The sequence below is a fragment of the Mesobacillus subterraneus genome, assembly GCF_020524355.2.
GTDB classification, from domain to species: Bacteria; Bacillota; Bacilli; order Bacillales; family Cytobacillaceae; genus Mesobacillus; species Mesobacillus subterraneus_C.
On the sequence record NZ_CP129019.1, the window covers coordinates 2272763 to 2291998 of the forward strand.

A 19236-nucleotide genomic window follows, 5' to 3' on the forward strand; every position below is an offset into this window, starting at 1 on the left:
GTTCAGTTTTCAATGATCAGTAGCTATTAAATGAAACACATCGACGTTGACCTTTTGTTTCTAATTAGACAAAAGCACTTCACAATACTCAACTTTCATTATCATAATAAAAACCGCCCAGCATACTGAGCGGTTACTAAGTTATGTATTTGGCGGGACCGCCTGGGAATCGAACCCAGCTAACCACACACGGTGGTCACAAGCGGTTTTGAAGACCGTGGGGGACACCAGTACCCCATTCAGCCCCATTTTAAAGAACAAGGTCTATTATACTTACAAGCTGTTGATTTTACAAGAGTGTTACTCAAATTGTCACAAGACTTGTCTTCCATAGATGGCTGGTACTATAATAAGAAAAGATATTAGAAATGCGTGGGTGAAGGGTTATGTATCAGCTTGAAGGTTGGTTTTTGTGGTTTATGATGTTTTGGGTCGTTGTATTGGTCGGCTTATTCGCAATAGGCGGATATTTTATGTTCCGCAAGTTTTTGAAAAAGCTGCCGAAGAACGACGGCAAATCAGATATGGACTGGGAAGAGTATTATGTGAATCAAACGCGGCATTTGTGGCATGATGAGCAGAAGGCACTGCTTGAAGATTTGGTCAGTCCTGTTCCTGAGTTATTCAGGGATGTGGCGAGACACAAAATCGCAGGCAAAATTGGTGAGATTGCCCTGAACGAAAAGGCGGACAAGATTACTCAGGAGCTTGTCATTCGCGGCTATATCCTCGCCACACCAAAGCGTGACCATAAATTTTTGCGAAAGCGGCTTGCTGAAAAGCAAATCAGCACCGCACCATATGAGAGTTTGTTCTAAACTGCCTTCTGATAAGGCAGTTTTTTTCATGCCGTCTTTTTCCGTTTTTTGAAAAGCTTGAACACATCATCATTTTTAGTCAGGATGATGACCTTGTCTTTGTATGGCTTCATCAGTTTGATTGCCTGCACCAGATTCGTTCCGTCATACTGATGGTTCCATTTTAACAAGCCAATCAACGTCTTCACATTCTCCTTTCGTGGAGAAGCAACCAATTTAACTTTTCGCAGCATGAATCTCTTAATAATTCTCCAGTCACGCACATAGACATTCGTTTTTAGCACAAAAATATAATCAGCCTGACGGAAGCTATTCTCAAGCCAGCTATGATATACTCCCTCAATGATCCACTTTTCCTGCACAAGCACATTTTCCAGCTTTTCCGCCCTTTTTACCGGAGGGGTTTGCGATCCGAAATATTCAGACTCATAATCCCAAAAGAAGTTGTCCAATTCATGCTTGGGCAGTCCCAACATTTTTGAAAGTTTCCCTGCTAAATATGATTTCCCGCTTCCGGGTCCACCAATAATATGTATTTTCGTCACTGTCTTCCACCCTGTTAATTATTCTTTATCGAGATCATTGTCAAAAACTGATGGTGCCCGCTCTTCCTTAATCCCCAGATGGTTTTTGATTTTTGCCAAATCTTTGAGGATGATTCTTGTATTCAGCCAAGCTCCGACTGCCGCGAGAAAGGCAACAACCAGGATGACGATTAACCAAATATTAATTACTACCATACTACTCACCTCTGAAGCAATTTTACCACATTCTAACAGGCATTCGAGATAAAAAAATGATAGAATTCCTTAGGGAGGTAATTTTTATGATGGAAGTTGTCTTTTGGATTATTTTATATTTGTTGTTAATGATTATTTTTGTGAGGGCTATTTATAGTGTCATTAAGAAAAAACAGGTACCGCTGGCTATGATTGCGATACTCATCATTATTTCGGTGCCAATGGTCAGTTTGATGAATAGTATCGACAGGCCGTTGGAGATGAGTGAATTCGAATTTCTAGCGAGAGAATTGAAGCAAGGCGCACTGTGGGCGATTTTTACAATTGCAGGGTATCTCTACCTGCTTGTTTGGCTCATCCTTTCGTTAAAAAAATAACGAGTTTCAGTTGCTGAAACTCGTTCCTCATTTCCTAAATCTTCTCCGTCTAAAATATTCGCCGTTCCGCATTGCCTTTGCCTCTACCACATTTCCAACTATTAATAAAACGACTCCAATTGCGATCAAACTAAACATTAACGTTGGAGAAATGGTCACAATATATCCCATCCCCTTCATGAACATTGGAACTAGGAAAACGGCTAGACCCACAGTTTTTAATAAAATGGCATAAACCTTCAATGACATCTCGACTCCTCCTGACTGAATCAAGTGGTCTTATCATTGTATTCAGCCAAGCTTGTCACAATTCACAAAAAATTCAATATCTTCATTTCAGTAAAATAGTATGATTAAGTAGAATAAAATCGGAAGGAAGATGCATGTGGCTTTTAAGGAAAGAACGGAACCTATTATTTTGTCAAAGCTTAGAATCTTGAACAAGAGACTTGATTTAGCAGATGAGGAAAAAAGGTATTTTTCATACCTCGATAAGGGATATAAAGGCGAATTGCAATTCGATGCCATGACAGAAAAACTGACAAGCAGCTGTTTAATTTTGAACGAATTGCTGCTCGAAGTTGAAAGAACAACCTTTCAAATCGATACTTTGATTATATTTGCCGGCACATTATATCTTTTTGAAATAAAGACTAACCAGGGAGATTATCTATACAAACAAGAAGGTCTAACTTCAATAACAACCGGAGTTTCGATCAAGAATCCACTCGATCAACTCAATCGCACTAAGCTGCTTTTTAAGAAACTATTAAATCAACTAGGCTACAACTTTAAAATACAAGGTTCAGTCGTTTTTATTAACCCCGAGTTTACCCTGTATCACGCACATCCAGACCTTCCATTCATATTCCCCACCCAGATCAAACGACTCCTCGAAAACCTCAACAACCAGCCAGGAAAAGTATCCAGTAACCATTACAAATTCGCAACCAAACTAGCCTCCCTCCATCAGATTGAAACATCCTACAATAAACTACCATCCTTTCACTACGACGAACTCAAGAAAGGTATTACCTGTAGTGAATGTGAGTCGTTTTCAGTAGAGGCATATCATAAGTATTTAGTTTGTAAGGATTGCGGGAGCAAAGAATTAGTAGAATCAGCAGTTATGAGGACGGTAGAGGAGTTTAGATTAATTTTCCCAGAACGAGCAATTACTTCAACTGAGGTTCAGCGATGGTGTGGAATAGATTCAAACAAACGTATTAGAAGGATCTTGGGGAAGCACTTAGAATCAACAGGTAGTAAACAATGGACAAAATATCACTAACTTCTATATAAAACATTTTAACCTTTCTTAACAACTATGTCGTGCTCACCTCTCTATGACGGACACTTTTTTCTGCTTTCTCATCCTTTTCTGTCCGTCATGAACCTTATAACGGACACTTTTTCCGCTTTCTCATCCTTTTCTGTCCGTCATGACCCTAATGACGGACACTTCTTCCACTTTCTCATCCTTTTCTGTCCGTCATGACCCTTATGACGGACACTTCTTCCACTTTCTCATCCTTTTCTGTCCGTCATGACCCTTATGACGGACACTTCTTCCGCTTTCTCATCCATTTCTGTCCGTAATGAGATTGAGTATTCTATTAAAATCATTAAAACCCCAAAAAAAATAGCAACCGTCCCCACCTTCGCCGGTTGCTGTGATAGCCACACTTGCTATCCTGCCTAGTATTTATTTTAAAAGACTAAAATAAAGTTCATTGCCTCATTTTGTTAAGACTTTTTTAACTTTTGTTACAGCAGATAGAAGTGGGCACATACCAATAAGAAATTAATGATGACTTTTTTAACCATCGCCAACACTCCTTAATTGTGAGTTCCCTTACATCTATACTTTACCACAGTATTGTAAAGATGAATTAAAAGAAATACGGCTATTTTGTAAACTTTTTACCGTATTTTCTATTAATATGTAGGTAAGTTAGAGTCTACCAGCTTCAATGCTGCAGCAAGATCCACATCCTCTTCCAAATGCAGTGGAGTCCAGGGTATATAGATGTGAGGTTCAATCCCCACTCCTGTCATGCCACGTCCATGATCAATCCTGGACAAACGAGAGGTTGGGTACCACAATTCATAGCCCTCATCCCAACGCTGGATCGCCAGGTTGGCATAATCGTTCAACCCTGCCGTTGGTCTACCCATCACGGTAATCTTACTAGATTTCTTGCAAGCTTCAACAAACGAGTCCCCGGCACTGCCACAAAAAACATCCGTCATCACAATAATGGATTTTGGCTCAGACTTCCCTTTTACAAAAGTATCAGGAAAAAATTCACTAAAATCAAATTCAACAAAACCTTTGCCTCTGTTTCGCTCCCACTCCCGCTGCCACACGCTCAAGAAAACCAAGGTCTGTTCATCCTTGACGCCTTTTATCTGCTCCTTTACAGATTCAAGCTGTCTCCTTGAATTGGCCTCCGTACAGTTAAAGAGCATTTTCTCATCCGGGTCCGCCAGTTCTGCACCTTCTTCCGGCATTAAATAAGGGAGCAGGTTGAAATAACTTGCATCACCACCACCATAATTGACCCTGACATCAATAATCCAGTTTTCCATAGACTCAAGGAGGTCCTTATGCTCATCCATCATCCGTATAATTGAATCAGAATCCGCAAAGTCCGTCATAGTCATCAGCAGCGTCTCTTCGTTTAACTTCCTAACAGAATATACTGGCTGATAGTCGACCTTCTGATAAAAACGAAACCGGACCTCTTGCCCGTCGTCGGTTTCCCCATATTCATATAGCGCAAGAATTTGCGTCCAATTTTCCCTTTCGGCATGATTCTCATCTAGAAGCCTTTCATGCTTCTCCTTCAGCTCCATAAGCGAATGACCGCCAAGCGTTACAAACGCCGTCCCTTTTTTTAAGTCGGGACTCGGCACCAACTTCGGTAACATAAAGCCGATTTTCATATCTTCTTACCTTGAATCCCCGATCCTGGTCAACAGTCCTCTCAGCATTCACATCAGTAAAATATATATGCTTATCTCTGAAGTCCAGTAAATACTCTTTTACAACATCCGCAAAATTAGCATCCTTCAGTTTGCCAAGATAGTAATCAGGCCGATCCAAGCCTTTCTTGTCCTTCCATCCTGCGTAATCATTGTGCATAATATGTATGATTTCTTTAAAAATAGCCTCCATGCTATCCCTCCTATTCAGGAAAATCTCCGACAGACTTAATAAAACCCTAAAGGCCGACTATAACTCCATTTAGAACTCATTCTCCCCGCTTTGTCCCAGAAATGATCAATACTAGGGGAATTCTCATCCGTCGCTCGTACTCTTCCTGGCTGGAGAAGTTTTCCGCTCTTGGCATACCTTCTCTAAGATCATCCACTGAGAAGCCCGCTTTCATAAAGAGCTGGAAGTATTCTTCGATTGTCCGATGATATTTAATTACCTTTTTTTCGATCCACGGTTCGACCCGTTCGCCCTGGTTAAAATAGTCATCCACTATCCAATCACTTCTCCTGCCCGAGCCCTCTGCACTTTTTGCGGAAGAAGTCAGAACCGGATGCTGGACGCTGACTACAAACTTCCCGCCAGGCACTAATGAGTCACGGACCTTGGTAAAAACACCATTTAAATCCGCTAAATAATGGAGAGCAAAACGAGAAATGACCAAATCATATTGCTCTGGCTTTGGCTGCCATTCTTCCATAGAAGAGTGTAGAACCTGGCCAGTAGTTCCTTCCAATTTTTCAGCTGCAGCTCGAGCCATATTTTTCGAACCCTCGACTCCTAGATAAGAAGCGCTCCCTTTTTCCAACAGTTCAACTCCAATTTCGGCATCACCGCAACCTAAATCCAACATTCTTTTTCCAGCCACATCCCCTATCATCTCTAACAAAACAGGTTTTTCAATGATGTTGTTTGGACTTTCCGGCCGGTTTCTCCGCTTCATAAAATTCTCGTAAAACTCCTCTTCATCATAAACAGAGGCACCTCTGAACTCCATCCTATCCCCGCCAATTTCAAAAGAATGACAAATATTTAATAATTTGTATAAGCAATTCAAAGGACAACGAGAAATCGGTGCCCTATGACTTAATCGGAATATATATTTCTACTTCTTCCCCGCCATTTCCCAATGGATGGTAAGTTTCTAATATATACCTCTCCAACGTATCTCGTACATAGCCCTGCTCATCTATCCATCGATCCAGGGATGAATATAAACTGCCCATAACTGTCCCTTTCCCTCTATTCATTGCATATGTATGCTGAATATCGAGAAATTCGGCCCCTTCTGGCAGATTATCAAACTCACCATTAACCAATAACCCAACATAGAACGTTCCTTCAGCATGACTCTCACTTGCTTTAGGCTCGTACACCGTAACCTCAGTTCCTGTACGATTCGAAGCACTCTGTAAAAATTGATGCGCTGCCTTGGGCACAAGCTCTGCAAAATCTTTGTAAAGTCCTTTATGCTTCACAGCTATCACTTTGAATTCTCTTGTCACGACAAGGCACATCTTTAAGCCTCCTAAAATCTTGATTAATATCCCTATATAAAAGAAACTGCCTATTCTGCATAACTATGTTTCGGTCCCCAACTTCCGCTTCCATCCGGCAACAATTCAAACAGCGACCAGATGCTGCAGTAGTCGTCCCCTGGACCGAAGGCGGCTTTTGTGTAATGCTTGATGGTTCCATCCTCTTCTTTTAACAGAATAGAAACTCCAGGCCAAAATCCTTCTTTACTTTTAAATCCAAGATCTTCTTTAAAAGTTGTCCCTTTCGTTGAAACGCTCTTGAACGCCCAGCCGCGTTCATTTGAAAAGTCTGATAGAGTTTGGTAATCATCCGGACTGGTTAAGACAAAAGCAGCCTTATTCTCAAGGTGTTTGGTAAAACCGCTGAACCCATCAGCCCATAGTGTACAGTAAGAGCAGGATTTCCCCATATTATGAATGACGATCAATTCATTTTTATCTCCAAAAAGCTCACTCAATAGAAGTTTTTCGCCTTCGGTACTAGTTAAGGTATAATCTTCTACTGTAAATAAAGGAAGCTGTTTTCTTAACGCCGCAAGCTCATGCTTCAAACCCACTAACTCTTTCTCTTTGCTTTCTATTTCCTGTTCTAATTGTTTAATAGAATCCAACTCTTCATATCCCCTTTCAATCACAAGTCAAAATATGCCTTAATATGCTGGGCAACTTCTTCAACACATAAATTCGTGTTATTTATTCGGAGATAGTTCTCTCTTTCTATCTCACCTTCAAATGAATTCAAGCGATATTGATCCATCGATTTCACCAGATTCTGCTCCGACCATTTCAGGTTCCGTTTTGTTGGCTTGTGCTGGAGTCGATGCGGGCTTTTGTTTCGCTGCAGTCTTTCGTCCAAATCAGCCTCCAGTTCCACAAGATATACTGTCCCACCTTTTGACTCAAAAATGTGGCATACTTTATCCACGTACTCCCAGTCTTCCTTCATATTGAACGCCCAGACATAGGTGAAAATCAAGCCATACTGATCGCTTTTCGCCACCGCCTCAAATATCTCCTGACGGAAGAGTCCGACTAACCGCTTTCCCTCCCTTGTCCCGTAGTCGAAGAAAGGATTCACTAATTCAATTGTCATATGGTTATGGAATAGCTTTAATTCTGTAATTTTTTCAAGTTCATGACCGATCGTCATTTTACCGACAGCCTGCGGCCCAAAGATTAAATCAAACTTCATACTTCCTCCTGACCAAACCTTTGCTTAAAGACATGGCTCAATTCACTCCAGACATCGAATTTATTACCGTCCAGATCGTAAAATACAAAATTCCTGCCTGCATGACCCCTGTGCTCAATTTCACCGACTTCAATCCCTTGTTGTTTAAATTCTGAGTGCATTGAAGTAAGTGCTTCCAAACCATCGACCTCATATGTAAGCACGAACCGTTCAGTTCCATTTATATCAAGAAAATTCGAGTTCTGTTCCAATGACTTAACCAAAAATATACTAATATCAGCCATATTCAAAATAGCTTTATCATCATCCAGGTAATTTAACTTCGCACCCAGTTTTTCCTTATACCATTCTGCTGAATTCACCGGATCCTTCACAGGAATGTAAATCGTGCCCACTCGGATTAACTGATTTCCCACTACTTTCACCTCTCTATTTAAAATTCTATATTTCTCTGTTTACACCTTCCTTAATCACAATGATTTTCGATTTTAAAGCTTAATTTAGGCAATACAATAAACAGCTTAGTTTTTTTTGCTTTCCATTGTGTTTAATTTTCTTTTCACTGAATGAGTTCGCATTGTGGACATATGCAATTAACCGAACTTTCCATACGGTGCAAAGTAGGTTCTACTAGAGATATAAGCTACTATCTTCATTAAATAAAATCGAACCCCTGTTTTTCAAGGGATAGCAGAAAGTGACGAGAATTATTTTCTGTACTCTCAAAAAGGGTCTTGCGATATTAAAGACAGGGAACTTTGGGAACGAGATGGTGCTCATTAGAAATGGGTTGATTTATTAAAGTTAATAAACAAAGCCAAACATGGCTAAAACATACTGATAAACCCTCGTTTTAACTATGTCTCTTTTAGCTGTTTTGTTCTAGCCTCTGAATCCATTTATAAAAACCTAATAAACATAATAAAATGACAGGGTCAACAATGGCAGAGTACCATATTTGCCACCAACCATAATGAAAATAGCCCCATGGCTCTGGTAGCAGGGTGATGAGTTCATATATTAAAATTAATACAACAAAAAAGAGTAGAAATAGTATTTTATTTAATAGCTTTTTTTCAAACGGATATAGATTTAAGAAAATCATGTTTACCGGTGGGATCAACACTGTCCTGGGAATCAGGCCAATCCAATCAATTTCTGGTGAAAAATACCAATAACTTTGGTATTTTAATTCCACGATTAAATCAAAGAGCACCTGGAAAGCAATCGTGAATGTCCAAATTTGCACAACCTGACTTGGGAGCAGTCTTTGATTTATCTTGAATGCAATCAGGTTAAAAATAAAAACGGATAATAGTAGTCCAATCATAAGCAAAACCCTTCATTCTTTATCGTTCCCCTTGATTTTCTCCCTCAGGTTTTCGAGTTCTTCGATTGAAAGATCCCCAAGAGCTTTAGTTATTTCTTGTTCGATCTTTTTTCTGTTCCTCTCCCGGTATTGATTCCACCATTCACGCAGTCCTTCGGTGTTTTCCAATAAATACTCAATATCAATAACTTCCACTTCATCATCCGAAAGGTAATCAAGAACCGCCGCTAGCAAACGGTTTAAGTTTTCAATTTCATCTTTTTTATCATTCAGCTCAGGTTCAATTTCTTCTATCTCGTTCGCCTGTTCTTCAGGAATTGCTGCTGGCTTTCGTGGCAAAATCTCACCTTCTTTTACAAGTTTTATAAGTATTATTCCCCCTACTTTCATATTTGATTAAAAAGTCCATATTCAAAGAGAATTTTTACATGAGGCTATATAATGCAGTCACATTTTTGCTGGTATTTTGCGTAGAATAAAATAAAGATGATCTGCAACAATACTCTATACTTTTGCACCAAAACTCTGTTTTAATTTCCCTTTTGCCATTGTCAAACATTCATTCAAAGACTGGATTATCATTTATCTTGGGTTGAACATGGTATTACTCTGCAAAAAAATTTTACAAGCCGGGGGATCATTGGAACGATACGGAGTATGTAAAATAAAGAGCATTCTATAAAATTTGATGACGATTCTTAATAAATGTAAAAAAGACCAAATCCATTTTGATTTGGTCTTCTTGATATTGGCAGACAATTGTTAGGAGTGCCTTGTAAATCCCAAATAGCGCGTTCCTTGAAAACTCAGGTCGCCATTATCTCCTTCAACGAGCTGCCCATATTCCTTGCCATCTACTCGAAGTTCGAGCCTGTCGCCACTGTCAAATTCAAACGTGACATAATAAAGGCTGCGCGCATTTGTTTCGCCGCCGCCTTTCACACTCGTTCTTTTCGTGACGACCTTGGCATATGCATTAACACGTGGTGACTGGTTGTTTTCACTCCAGGTTCCTATGCTTTTACTAATTGTAAAAATAATAACTCCAACGACTAGAATAAAGATAGCCCCTATAAAGATAGGGACAATAGTAAACATCCAATCCCCTTGTGTTTCCACCATCATGATAATCTTCCCCCTGTATTCATCTATATATGTTTATCTACGATTGAGAAGGATCGTAGGTTTCAAATACTTCCATTTTTTACACTTCAAAGGCAACTGTATCCATGAGTTCCATATCAATGTTGGCAGGATCAGACCATTTATAGAATGCTTCCAGATGCCATTTTTCCGTTAATCTTCGGTAGCCATTGGCCTCGATCCATTGATGCAGTTCGGTATACGCCTGCCTGATTTCATTGTTAGCTCCTTCGTATCTTAAAACAGCGTACATTTGACCAGGTATGGTTAGACCAACCATGTCTTCGGGAATCTCTTCAAATTCTGATACTTCAACACATACCCAATATCCATCTTCCTCATTTGAACTATGCTCAACAACAAAAGCTCCATACTGAACAACCGAGTTCACCACATTCGCAATCTCACCTGTACGCTCACTCAACGACTTTGAAGCTTTCGAAATCTCGACGAGATACTGGTCCCCTGGACACAAAACCCTGAACCCCACCAACTTCATTTCCGATAACTGCTTTACTTCTGGCATAATTAATCCCCCTTTAAAAAGCCATTATCCTCCTGCTGTCTGCCAAGTCAATTTAAACATCGAGATGATATATATACATTTCTCCTTCTCTTCCCATTGCATTAATGCCTCTGTTCACGAAACCGCCTTTCTTATAAACATTTTGGGCAACTACATTTGCATGATTTACCGCCAATATGATTTCATTTATATTCGGAAAATGTTCTTTTACAAATGAGCTCAATAGCTTGATAGATTGTGAAGCAATACCTTTTCCTTGATACTCTGCATTTATTGAGTAAGCACGTAATAATATTGCATTGTTATTATTATGAAAAGCTTTGACGCCTTCCCAGCCATGGAGGACAAAGAAACCTGCAGGCTGAATGCCATACATTATGACAATTGGGTGCCTGTCTGGCTCAGCCTCGCATTTTTGCAAAGCATCGATCGGAAGTGCTGTAAACCTTTGCTGCTCCTTAGACAAACTGTAATTCAACAGCATTACTTTATATTCATCCTTGTAAAAGACCAAAGATACGATTTCTTTTTCTACCATTGACATATAGGATTCTCCTTATAACTAGTGCCTATATTAATTAAGCTTAATACACATCTTCCTAACCAGTATAGGACAAGTGAACTCACTCATTCCCCATTTAAATGGCTGCTGCATATACTCTTTATTAAGCTGAAACCCTTACTTTTAAAATAAGGAGAGATCAAGTTGTACACTAGACAGAATGCGAAGCAAAGTTTGCCAGTTCCTTCACGTTGGGGGATTGATGCGGTGATTGCAGGGAAACCAATTGTCAGAGGGACAATCACCATCAATTCCATATCTGGAAACTTCTTCACAGGTACCGCTAATTTCAGAGGAGATCCCATCCCGATTCAGGGAAGCTGGGATGAAAATTCGCAAACAATCAGGTTCGATTCACCCTATGCTTCGTTTGCTGGCCAATTGACGATTTATGATGATCCTGGTATCAAGGTCCGCCATCTGGTGTTAAGCGGAAAGTTTCTGATGAATCCTCCATCCTTACAAGCTGGGGAATCAGGCAGCTGGATTGCTACCACCGATAAAGTGTTGACCGGTCCGCCAATTAATACAACCGCCATACCTCCCGTAGGAGTTTTTCTTACATCTGACCTCCTCTACAACACCGGAAGGAGATATTCTGGAAGATACGAGAGGTGAATAAGCAGTACTAATCTTCAGATATTTAACAATCTGAAGATTACTCCTCTTTCTGGACAAACCTTATTGCTTGCTGACGAGTCCGAAAATGAGTTTAAACTTCTTACAGCTTTTCTTCATGGTTTTAATACCTTCTTTTGAATCGACTATGATAACTGACTTCCAGAACCAAATTCTTATGTAAGCTGATTGGAAATGAATTGGACCCTTAATCCACTTTTCCTCATATTCCTTCCCGTTCTCATATTCAACTTCTGTTCGAACAAGCCATGTATTACCGATCCCTATCTCGATGTATTTTTTCGGAGGTATTTTAACCATTTTTCCCTATGACGACCTTTAATTTCTCATTCATTACTTGCTCCTCTATGTATTCAAAAAATCCTATCGTATTTCCCCACGGATCGGAAAAGGTTGCCCATTTCACGGGAACTTCTTCTCTAGCAAAAATCTCAAATGACTCTATCTGTAATTCAGCGATTAATCTAGATCTTTCTGCCTCAATTGACTTAACTCCTAATCGCAATGGACCGCTTTCCTGAGCTGGCGTTCCCTCGGCTACCTGCAGCCAGCACCCAGGTATCAATTCCCACTCCGCAAAGCCATCATGCGGAATAAAATTAGGGTCTTTTTTCAAAAGAAATTTGTACCATTTTAGGCCTTCATCAATATCAGAAACTCGCACCTGGTATGTCATTTCAAAAATCACACCATCTCCCCCTTCTTGATCCTTCTAGAGTAATATCATTTATCCACGCCAGTCTACGGCACTGAAATAACCTGGTCCAATAAGCTAGCTTCTTTCTCAAATAATTCAGCTAAAAAGAGCAGCTGTGGAAAAGGTTCAAGCGGCAGTCCAAAGTTTATCTTCCGGCTTAATGATGCCTTGCCTCCCTGTGCAATAAACTTCTCCAGCGTGATTTTCTGTGTACATATAAGCGAAATTTCCTCACGGGATAGCAGCAGAAGACCGTTTGTTTCGGAAGACGGGACAGGAGCCGTATTTGAATAAGCCAGATACATAGCTGTTGAAGCAGTTGGATCTGTCCCTTTTAACAGGATTGGAGCAATATCCTCTGATGATCGTATTTTAATAGCTGTGTCGTTCCATTCCCTTTTGAAAAATGTAATCGGGGAATTTACAAGCTCGATCTCCATGGATGATTCTTCGAAGACTTCGCGAATTGCTGTATCCTGGGCACTTTCTCCATCTTCCCGATGACCACCAAGCCTGACAACGCCAAGCTTGTCTCCTTTTCGTGTTGGTCCCACCTGAAAGGGAAATAATCCTTTGTACATAATATAAGCCCCGGATGTGCGGACATGTTTCGTTTCCATTGGATATCCCCCGCTTTTCATAAAAGTTTTCTACATTAACACTGTATTTTCCTTCTTTTAGAATTAGGCGTATCTTTTAAAGCTGGTTAAGATCAAATTCTGAAGCTTCCCATCATGCCATCAAAAAAAGAATCGCGCTATTGCACGATTCACTTTACATCGACAAATATATTTTCGGCTTGGATTTTCATCGATCCGGAGACCAGATCTTTAATCATTTTCTGCATGTTTTTAATCATGGCTGCTCGAAAGCAGCTCTCTTTAAGCCTTATATCCAAGTATCCAATCCAATCTGTTAATTTTAAAATGATCTGGCACATGCCGTAGAATTTGATTTCTGACCATCATCGCTGCCGGATTTTCAAGTTGCATCATTCTAGCCATCATTCGTGAACCCTTAATAATTTTTGTGACACGCGGTATTCTCTCTTGCTCATATTGACTTAATGCTTCCTCAACTTCAATTGTACATTGCTTAAAATTGCGTGCGAGAATTAACGCATCCTCCATTGCCTGGGCTCCGCCTTGTCCCAGGTTTGGCAGCATCGGATGAGCGGCATCTCCCAACAAAGTCACTCTTCCTTTATGCCATTTTTTGAGTGGTTTGCGATCATAAATTTCATGAACAAGGATGTCCTCCTCTTTTGTAGAATCAATGACATCTGCAATTGGTCCCCACCAACCTTGAAATTGCTGTAAAGCAAGATATCTTTTATTTTCCTCCTTTACGAGTGACCCTCGAGGCGTGTTTATCGCAGCAAACCAAAACACACGACCCTTTCCTATATGCGAAAAACCAAATCTCTTCCCGTTGCCCCACGCTTCGAATCCTCCACCCAACTCGACTGGAAAACGGGGGTCTTCATAGCTGGAAATCCCTCTGACAGCAGTGAAGCCCGAATAGCGCAGCTTGGATTCCTCCATAATATACTGTCTTACTCGAGAATGAACCCCATCTGCTCCTATGAGAAGACCTGAATTAAATGTTTCTCCATCCTCAAAGGCGCTAGTGATTTTTTCAGAATCCTGTTCCAATCGTAAAAACTCTTTTCCAAGCACTACTGTATCAGGTTCTAACTTTTCATATAAAATTCTATGTAATTCAGGACGATATATTAAATAGCTGTACGTTCCATATCGATCTGCCTGCTTATGAACCGGCATATTGACAATAAGTTGACCATCATGAGTCCTGATTTCCGCTTTTTTCACTGGTGAACCAGCCTGCCTCACCTGTTCTGCAACCCCAAGATTCCCCAATGCCTTGATTGCGTTGGCAGACAAAACAATACCCGCACCCATCTCCTTTAATTCCGAAGCTCTCTCAAAAACTTTTACTTTTTGTCCTATCTGCTGCAATGCAATCGCCGCAGAAAGTCCACCGATCCCAGCACCTATAATGGCTGTATCTGGATTGTTTACTGTATTGACCATAGACACTACCCCTTCTGTGAGATTTTTTTGAGGTTTCCACCTTCTGTTGGACCGATAGAGATTTTCTATCGGACACTTTTCTCCGTTTCTCCCTTCCGTTTGTCCGATAGAGCTCTTCTATCGGACACTAATCTCCGTTTCCACATCTATTTGTCCAATAGACCTTCAAATATGTTAAAATATAGTAAAATTTCTATATTATTACTAGTGAGGTGCATGATTTTTGACTAGACCGAGAGCATTTGCTGCCATCATTAAAAACAATTATATACTTATGACAAAGCATGTCTATCCAGACGGCTCTTTCTGGACACTCCCGGGAGGAGGTCTAAAAGCAGGCGAAACATTCGAAGACGCAGTTGTTCGGGAAGTGAAAGAAGAAGTGAATTTGGACGTGGAAGTAGTAGACTATCTATTTACTGGTTAATATAGCCATGGTGAGGAAAGATGTTTTTTAGTTCGCCCATTAAACGACAAAGAAGCCACGCTCGGTTACGACCCTGAACTTGGCGACAAACAGACATTAAAAGAAGTGAAATGGCATTCAGTTGAATCGATGAAGGATGATCTTCATGTTTCTAGAGTATTAGATACGTTAAAATTGGTAGTATGTGAGGATTTATAAATGATTACAGAGGTATATTTCGTAAGACATGCTCATTCAGCCTTCTCCCTCGAGCATGAGGAGACACGTGAACTTTCCGAAAAAGGCTGGAGAGATGCAGAGAAAGTCACTCAAATTCTGATACAGGAAAATATCAATCAAATTATTTCAAGTTCATATGTCAGAGCAAGACAAACGGTCGATGGCCTGGCAAATCTGCTGGATATGGAAATTGAATTAGATCCCCGGTTCAGAGAACGGAATCTAGCTGCCAGAAATCATCATTTTGATAATCCAGAGGAAGCCATGCAAAAAGTCTTCTCAAACCCTGTATTCAAGTTCCCCGGAGGAGAATCTAATAATGAAGTGAAACAGCGAGGAATTAAGGGTTTACGAGATGCTGTGGATAAGTATAAAGGCCAGAAAATTGCAGTAGGCATCCACGGCAATATTATGGCCTGCACCATGAACTATTTTGACAAAAAATATGATTTCGAGTTCTGGAAGCAAACCACCAAACCAGATATTTATAAACTTTCAATTAGCGAATGCTTTGAATTAGTAGCTTGTGAACGGCTTTGGAAATAACTTCTTCGCCTATGAGTGAGGGCAGGTACCTGCAAAGCGGAGACTGCCCTATTTTACATTCAGTCTTTAACAATAGGGAATTCCGTAAAGATATTGTGAAATCTAGACTCCCTTTAATCTTAAATTGAATATCTTTTTAACAAAATCTTCTTTATGATCGGTGTATTCATTTATACCCTTAGAAGACTTCTCGTGATAATTTTTGACCTTTAAATATTCTATCCTGGCATCCTCACTGGAATTCAGGTGATCTCTAAAAAACACCAGATTATTCCACAATTTATTTTGGTACTCCACTTTTTTACCTCGTATTTTTCTATCCACTGATGGTACATGCCCTGTAAGAATAAAGCACTGCCTCGATATCAAATACTATAGTTATGAACGATCAGATGCTGCGGCGCTTCAGGCAATTCGCTCAATGATGTCCTGATGAACTCGGGGTATAGCTTGATTTTTTCAAGGCTGCTGATTGGCACCCACTGATAGACCAGCTGCTCACCCTCTTCTCCATAGAACTCTTCTTTGTGGAAGTTAAAGCTGATATTCAGAGGAGAAACTTGAAAATACAGCCCGATTTCATGATAATTTTTATTGTTATAATCAAAGATGTTTTCAGTGAACCAGAGAAGTTTTTCTACCTTTACATCGATCCCCAACTCTTCTTTTACTTCTCTCACCACACTTGTCTGTGAATCTTCCAATAGCTCGACCCTGCCTCCTGGCAATGCCCAATGCTCGTCCTTCACCTGTTTATGGATCAGCACATGGTTGTCCACAATCATCACCGCCGCTACCCGATAATTAAACACAGCCTTTTCAATGTAAAATGTTGTATCCATTGTTCGTCCTCCTCATTGCAAAAATGCATTTAATTCTTTTGCCAATCTAGATTTCCGAAAGCCTTTTCGCCTCATTAATTCCTTCATTTCATCAATGGTCTGATAGGATCGGCGAAAATAGTAGTAATTAAAATGTTGGGCCACAGCAAAAAGAAAGAGAAGATAATTGGTTTGCTGATGAATTGAAAGATTAATATAATCACACCTATGACAATCAACCAGGAATTCAGCCTTTTAAAATTCGCGAAGATTCTTAAATGACCTTTGGCAGACCAATTAAACTTAAAGCGAAAGTAAAAACGCCAATCCATTGGCCTGTATATAAACTAACTAACTTCTTTTTTACTCGTTTTTGTATTTTCATACCGATATTGTATACTGCTTCATCAGATCCTTTATGAGCGGATGAAGCTGGTCAGGCAAATCTCTCACATTAAAAAAGCGAGCGTCGGTAGTTTCAACGCCATCCTCTTTGAGTACTCCACCGAGGATTTCTTTTGAAACATAGGCAACAGTGACTGGATAAAATTCATCCCCATTTGGCAATTTCACATGATGCTGCTTACCTGAAAAAACACCAACTAAATTCAGCTTTCCAATTTCCAGCCCAGTTTCCTCGAATACTTCCCTTCTGCCAGCTTCCTCAGTAGATTCCCCTAACTCAATGAACCCACCCGGAACACCCCACTGGCCATCTCTTCGTTTCTGAAGTAAAAACTCTCCCGCTTCATTGATTACAGCCACTGCAGCACCTACCAAAATCAAAGGCTGATGACCAATATCCTTTCGCAAATCCTCTATGTAACCCATGTTTCCTCCCTAATAAGTAAAAATTTTACTAGGTAAACAGAATTCGACAAAGCGAGTAAATTCCCTCCTTTTCCCTAAAAATAAAAAGCGATTCATAAAGAACCACTTCTGCCCATCATCACGTCAATTCCCCGACCGCTTTCTAATGAATATAATGGACACTATCATTAAACTTACCAACGGAATCCAGATATAAATATAACGAACGACAGGACTTTGCAACTGTTTTTGCAGATCCACTTCTTCGGTTGGTGCTGACCCTTTTCCTAGCGTTACAAAATCCTCCCCTGCACTGCTTAGTTCCTTTGTCCGGTCACATATATTGGTTGTCAATTGACCCTGGAATTCATATGCATATACCAAGTAAGATTCTCCCTTAAAAAAGTCAATAGAACAGCTGGACCATTCATCTTCAAGTATGATTTCTGTTTGTGATACATCTTTCCACGTATCCTCAACCTCAAATAATATTTTTCTTTTATTATTCTTGTTTTTTATATCAATGACCTTTCCGCTGAATACCGCTTTGGAGCTTTCCAATTCTTTTTCAACACTTTTCTCTTTCACACATTTGCAAGCATGGCTGGATGTTGGGAATGTAGTTAATCCAGCTGCCAAAAGAATGACTGCCAAAGAAAAAGTTACTAGCTTTTTTTCATTCTGCATCTGCCTCCACGTTTTCAAAATAGAACAAGCAGCGCAATCCCAATCATTTTTTCGTCATCTCAATCACTCCGCCACAATGAGAAATAGGCTTAAATTCCAACTTACAGTATTCCTCTAACATCGAATCTAATTCCTTGAAGACAAAATAGAATTCATCGTCATCCCAGAGTTCTTTGCTGTCATTCTTGCAAGCTTCAAGCTGCTGCCTCGTTTGAAAGGCAATGTCTCCTATCAAGATTTTGCCGCCCTCTGATAGCATTGGAATTAATGCTTTTATAAAAGAAACTTTCTCTTCATCCGTTAAATGGTGTAATGCATAGGTACTAACAATGTAATCGTACTTTTTACTTTTAATTTCTTCGGGCAATCCGGTAGCGATATCCCAATCTATTAAATTGGCATTCGGCATTTTAGGCTTCGCCAAAGCAATCATTCTCGGTGAAAAATCAATTCCATCTATATGATGTCCCTTTTCGTACAACATGGCTGTCAGCACTCCTGTGCCGAAACCGATATCCAAAACTCTTGAACCTTCAATTTCCATGACTTCATTAAAAATCGCATTTAAGATCGCTCTATAGCCTGCAAACGGATATACTCCACTTTCTTCGCTAACCTCTACTGTCTTGTCATAGCCGTCTGCCCACAAATTAAAACCTTGCTTATTTAACATGAATGCTCCTCCAATTTTCGAGAACATCCAGCCTTATCCTTATCTAGACCGCGATGTAATCCATTATTTTTCTTATGTCGCTGACCTTTTCTGCCTAATTAATAACAAACGCCACCTTTCACAGAGATTATTTATTGATAATAACCAAGTACATCCTATTCGAATTCGGTGGTCGTCCTCCCAGTAACTTGTTCCAATGCTGTACATACACATGTTTCATACTATTAGCTTTAAGTTTTACCTCTAACTCACTATCATAATTTATTCTTATGTTCAGCCGGTTCATTCCTTCCTCTTTTCGCCAGCTCCTCAAGCAAAGAGATCATTTTTTCGTTTTGTTCAATCATTTTCTCATTTTGCTGCCTGAACTTCGTAAAATCAAACATGAATACCAATAAAACGATGGTTATGATGATTGTCACTTCATTGCTCCTTC

General features: G+C 39.9%; 31 protein-coding genes and 1 tRNA gene. 6 read left to right on the forward strand and 26 right to left on the reverse strand.

The window, feature by feature from the left end:
• Positions 1–150: 150 nt before the first annotated feature.
• Positions 151–247 (reverse strand) — tRNA-Sec (locus LC048_RS11755).
• A 139-nt stretch (positions 248–386) separates the two neighbouring features.
• Here LC048_RS11755 and LC048_RS11760 point away from each other — a divergent pair.
• Complete coding sequence (locus LC048_RS11760; protein WP_226601257.1) at positions 387–818, forward strand: DUF2621 domain-containing protein; 432 nt, start codon at positions 387–389, stop codon at positions 816–818.
• 26 nt (positions 819–844) lie between these two features.
• Here the strand turns inward: LC048_RS11760 and LC048_RS11765 are convergent, their stop codons facing one another.
• Together LC048_RS11765 and LC048_RS11770 are read right to left on the reverse strand one after the other, a co-directional pair.
• Positions 845–1363 carry a P-loop NTPase family protein gene (locus LC048_RS11765; protein WP_226601258.1) on the reverse strand — a complete coding sequence of 173 codons (519 nt, stop codon included), beginning with the start codon at positions 1361–1363 and terminating at the stop codon, positions 845–847.
• Positions 1364–1381: 18 nt separating this feature from the next.
• The gene (locus LC048_RS11770; RefSeq protein ID WP_226601259.1) at positions 1382–1558 is read right to left on the reverse strand and encodes a hypothetical protein; all 177 of its coding nucleotides are present in this window, start codon (positions 1556–1558) and stop codon (positions 1382–1384) included.
• 86 nt (positions 1559–1644) lie between these two features.
• Here LC048_RS11770 and LC048_RS11775 point away from each other — a divergent pair, with 86 nt between their 5' ends.
• Positions 1645–1935 (forward strand): hypothetical protein, encoded by a 291-nt coding sequence (locus LC048_RS11775; protein ID WP_226601260.1) that lies wholly within the window; start codon positions 1645–1647, stop codon positions 1933–1935.
• 27 nt (positions 1936–1962) lie between these two features.
• Here LC048_RS11775 and LC048_RS11780 read toward each other — a convergent pair whose 3' ends face one another.
• A complete protein-coding gene (locus LC048_RS11780; RefSeq protein ID WP_226601261.1) occupies positions 1963–2184 on the reverse strand; it encodes a hypothetical protein in 222 nt (73 codons plus the stop codon).
• Positions 2185–2320: 136 nt separating this feature from the next.
• Between LC048_RS11780 and LC048_RS11785 the strand changes: the two genes are divergently transcribed.
• Positions 2321–3226, forward strand: coding sequence for a nuclease-related domain-containing protein (locus LC048_RS11785; protein ID WP_226601262.1), 906 nt, complete (start codon positions 2321–2323; stop codon positions 3224–3226).
• Between the two features lie 647 nt (positions 3227–3873).
• Here LC048_RS11785 and LC048_RS11790 read toward each other — a convergent pair.
• From LC048_RS11790 to LC048_RS11845, 12 genes are all read right to left on the reverse strand, one after another.
• Positions 3874–4794: a S41 family peptidase gene (locus LC048_RS11790; protein ID WP_306050344.1), complete on the reverse strand. Its 921-nt coding sequence runs from the start codon at positions 4792–4794 to the stop codon at positions 3874–3876.
• Entirely contained in the window at positions 4772–5116 is a 345-nt protein-coding gene (locus LC048_RS11795; protein ID WP_306050345.1) for a hypothetical protein, read from the reverse strand. Before LC048_RS11795 ends, LC048_RS11790 begins: the two co-directional genes overlap by 23 nt.
• Positions 5117–5192: 76 nt before the next feature.
• Positions 5193–5933, reverse strand: a complete 741-nt coding sequence (locus tag LC048_RS11800; RefSeq protein WP_226601264.1) for a class I SAM-dependent DNA methyltransferase — start codon at positions 5931–5933, stop codon at positions 5193–5195.
• Positions 5934–6015: 82 nt separating this feature from the next.
• Complete coding sequence (locus LC048_RS11805; RefSeq protein ID WP_226601265.1) at positions 6016–6453, reverse strand: GyrI-like domain-containing protein; 438 nt, start codon at positions 6451–6453, stop codon at positions 6016–6018.
• 50 nt (positions 6454–6503) lie between these two features.
• Positions 6504–7085 (reverse strand): DUF899 family protein, encoded by a 582-nt coding sequence (locus LC048_RS11810; protein ID WP_226601266.1) that lies wholly within the window; start codon positions 7083–7085, stop codon positions 6504–6506.
• A gap of 20 nt (positions 7086–7105) precedes the next feature.
• The gene (locus LC048_RS11815) at positions 7106–7666 is read right to left on the reverse strand and encodes an AAA family ATPase (RefSeq protein ID WP_226601267.1); all 561 of its coding nucleotides are present in this window, start codon (positions 7664–7666) and stop codon (positions 7106–7108) included.
• Entirely contained in the window at positions 7663–8082 is a 420-nt protein-coding gene (locus LC048_RS11820) for a VOC family protein (RefSeq protein WP_226601268.1), read from the reverse strand. The genes LC048_RS11815 and LC048_RS11820 overlap by 4 nt, the downstream gene beginning before the upstream one ends.
• Positions 8083–8534: 452 nt before the next feature.
• On the reverse strand, positions 8535–8996 hold the full coding sequence (locus LC048_RS11825) for a hypothetical protein (protein ID WP_226601269.1): 462 nt from the start codon (positions 8994–8996) through the stop codon (positions 8535–8537).
• 12 nt (positions 8997–9008) lie between these two features.
• Positions 9009–9335 carry a hypothetical protein gene (locus LC048_RS11830; protein WP_226601270.1) on the reverse strand — a complete coding sequence of 109 codons (327 nt, stop codon included), beginning with the start codon at positions 9333–9335 and terminating at the stop codon, positions 9009–9011.
• A gap of 423 nt (positions 9336–9758) precedes the next feature.
• Positions 9759–10121, reverse strand: a complete 363-nt coding sequence (locus tag LC048_RS11835) for a DUF2500 domain-containing protein (RefSeq protein WP_226601271.1) — start codon at positions 10119–10121, stop codon at positions 9759–9761.
• Positions 10122–10200: 79 nt separating this feature from the next.
• Positions 10201–10665 (reverse strand): GyrI-like domain-containing protein, encoded by a 465-nt coding sequence (locus LC048_RS11840; protein ID WP_226601272.1) that lies wholly within the window; start codon positions 10663–10665, stop codon positions 10201–10203.
• Between the two features lie 52 nt (positions 10666–10717).
• Entirely contained in the window at positions 10718–11209 is a 492-nt protein-coding gene (locus LC048_RS11845) for a GNAT family N-acetyltransferase (RefSeq protein WP_226601273.1), read from the reverse strand.
• Positions 11210–11371: 162 nt separating this feature from the next.
• Between LC048_RS11845 and LC048_RS11850 the strand changes: the two genes are divergently transcribed.
• Positions 11372–11845, forward strand: a complete 474-nt coding sequence (locus tag LC048_RS11850; RefSeq protein WP_226601274.1) for a hypothetical protein — start codon at positions 11372–11374, stop codon at positions 11843–11845.
• Between the two features lie 63 nt (positions 11846–11908).
• On the opposite strand, the gene LC048_RS11855 is transcribed toward LC048_RS11850, so the two are convergent.
• The 4 genes from LC048_RS11855 to LC048_RS11870 form a co-directional block, all read right to left on the reverse strand.
• A complete protein-coding gene (locus LC048_RS11855; RefSeq protein WP_226601275.1) occupies positions 11909–12166 on the reverse strand; it encodes a DUF3977 family protein in 258 nt (85 codons plus the stop codon).
• The gene (locus LC048_RS11860) at positions 12159–12554 is read right to left on the reverse strand and encodes a VOC family protein (protein WP_226601276.1); all 396 of its coding nucleotides are present in this window, start codon (positions 12552–12554) and stop codon (positions 12159–12161) included. Before LC048_RS11860 ends, LC048_RS11855 begins: the two co-directional genes overlap by 8 nt.
• A gap of 53 nt (positions 12555–12607) precedes the next feature.
• Complete coding sequence (locus LC048_RS11865; protein ID WP_226601277.1) at positions 12608–13183, reverse strand: NUDIX hydrolase; 576 nt, start codon at positions 13181–13183, stop codon at positions 12608–12610.
• A 261-nt stretch (positions 13184–13444) separates the two neighbouring features.
• Complete coding sequence (locus LC048_RS11870; RefSeq protein ID WP_226601278.1) at positions 13445–14617, reverse strand: FAD-dependent monooxygenase; 1173 nt, start codon at positions 14615–14617, stop codon at positions 13445–13447.
• Between the two features lie 223 nt (positions 14618–14840).
• On the opposite strand from LC048_RS11870, the gene LC048_RS11875 reads away from it, so the two are divergent.
• Positions 14841–15044 carry an NUDIX domain-containing protein gene (locus LC048_RS11875; protein WP_264188239.1) on the forward strand — a complete coding sequence of 68 codons (204 nt, stop codon included), beginning with the start codon at positions 14841–14843 and terminating at the stop codon, positions 15042–15044.
• A 198-nt stretch (positions 15045–15242) separates the two neighbouring features.
• On the forward strand, positions 15243–15809 hold the full coding sequence (locus tag LC048_RS11880) for a histidine phosphatase family protein (RefSeq protein ID WP_226601279.1): 567 nt from the start codon (positions 15243–15245) through the stop codon (positions 15807–15809).
• A gap of 102 nt (positions 15810–15911) precedes the next feature.
• Here the strand turns inward: LC048_RS11880 and LC048_RS11885 are convergent, their stop codons facing one another.
• The 6 genes from LC048_RS11885 to LC048_RS11910 form a co-directional block, all read right to left on the reverse strand.
• Positions 15912–16133, reverse strand: coding sequence for a GrpB family protein (locus LC048_RS11885; protein WP_371932034.1), 222 nt, complete (start codon positions 16131–16133; stop codon positions 15912–15914).
• A gap of 41 nt (positions 16134–16174) precedes the next feature.
• Positions 16175–16651 (reverse strand): NUDIX hydrolase, encoded by a 477-nt coding sequence (locus LC048_RS11890; RefSeq protein WP_226601281.1) that lies wholly within the window; start codon positions 16649–16651, stop codon positions 16175–16177.
• Between the two features lie 360 nt (positions 16652–17011).
• A complete protein-coding gene (locus LC048_RS11895; RefSeq protein WP_226601282.1) occupies positions 17012–17461 on the reverse strand; it encodes an NUDIX hydrolase in 450 nt (149 codons plus the stop codon).
• Positions 17462–17584: 123 nt separating this feature from the next.
• Positions 17585–18127 (reverse strand): hypothetical protein, encoded by a 543-nt coding sequence (locus LC048_RS11900; protein ID WP_226601283.1) that lies wholly within the window; start codon positions 18125–18127, stop codon positions 17585–17587.
• Between the two features lie 43 nt (positions 18128–18170).
• The gene (locus LC048_RS11905; RefSeq protein ID WP_226601284.1) at positions 18171–18800 is read right to left on the reverse strand and encodes a class I SAM-dependent methyltransferase; all 630 of its coding nucleotides are present in this window, start codon (positions 18798–18800) and stop codon (positions 18171–18173) included.
• 254 nt (positions 18801–19054) lie between these two features.
• On the reverse strand, positions 19055–19222 hold the full coding sequence (locus LC048_RS11910; protein ID WP_226601285.1) for a hypothetical protein: 168 nt from the start codon (positions 19220–19222) through the stop codon (positions 19055–19057).
• Positions 19223–19236 lie beyond the last annotated feature (14 nt).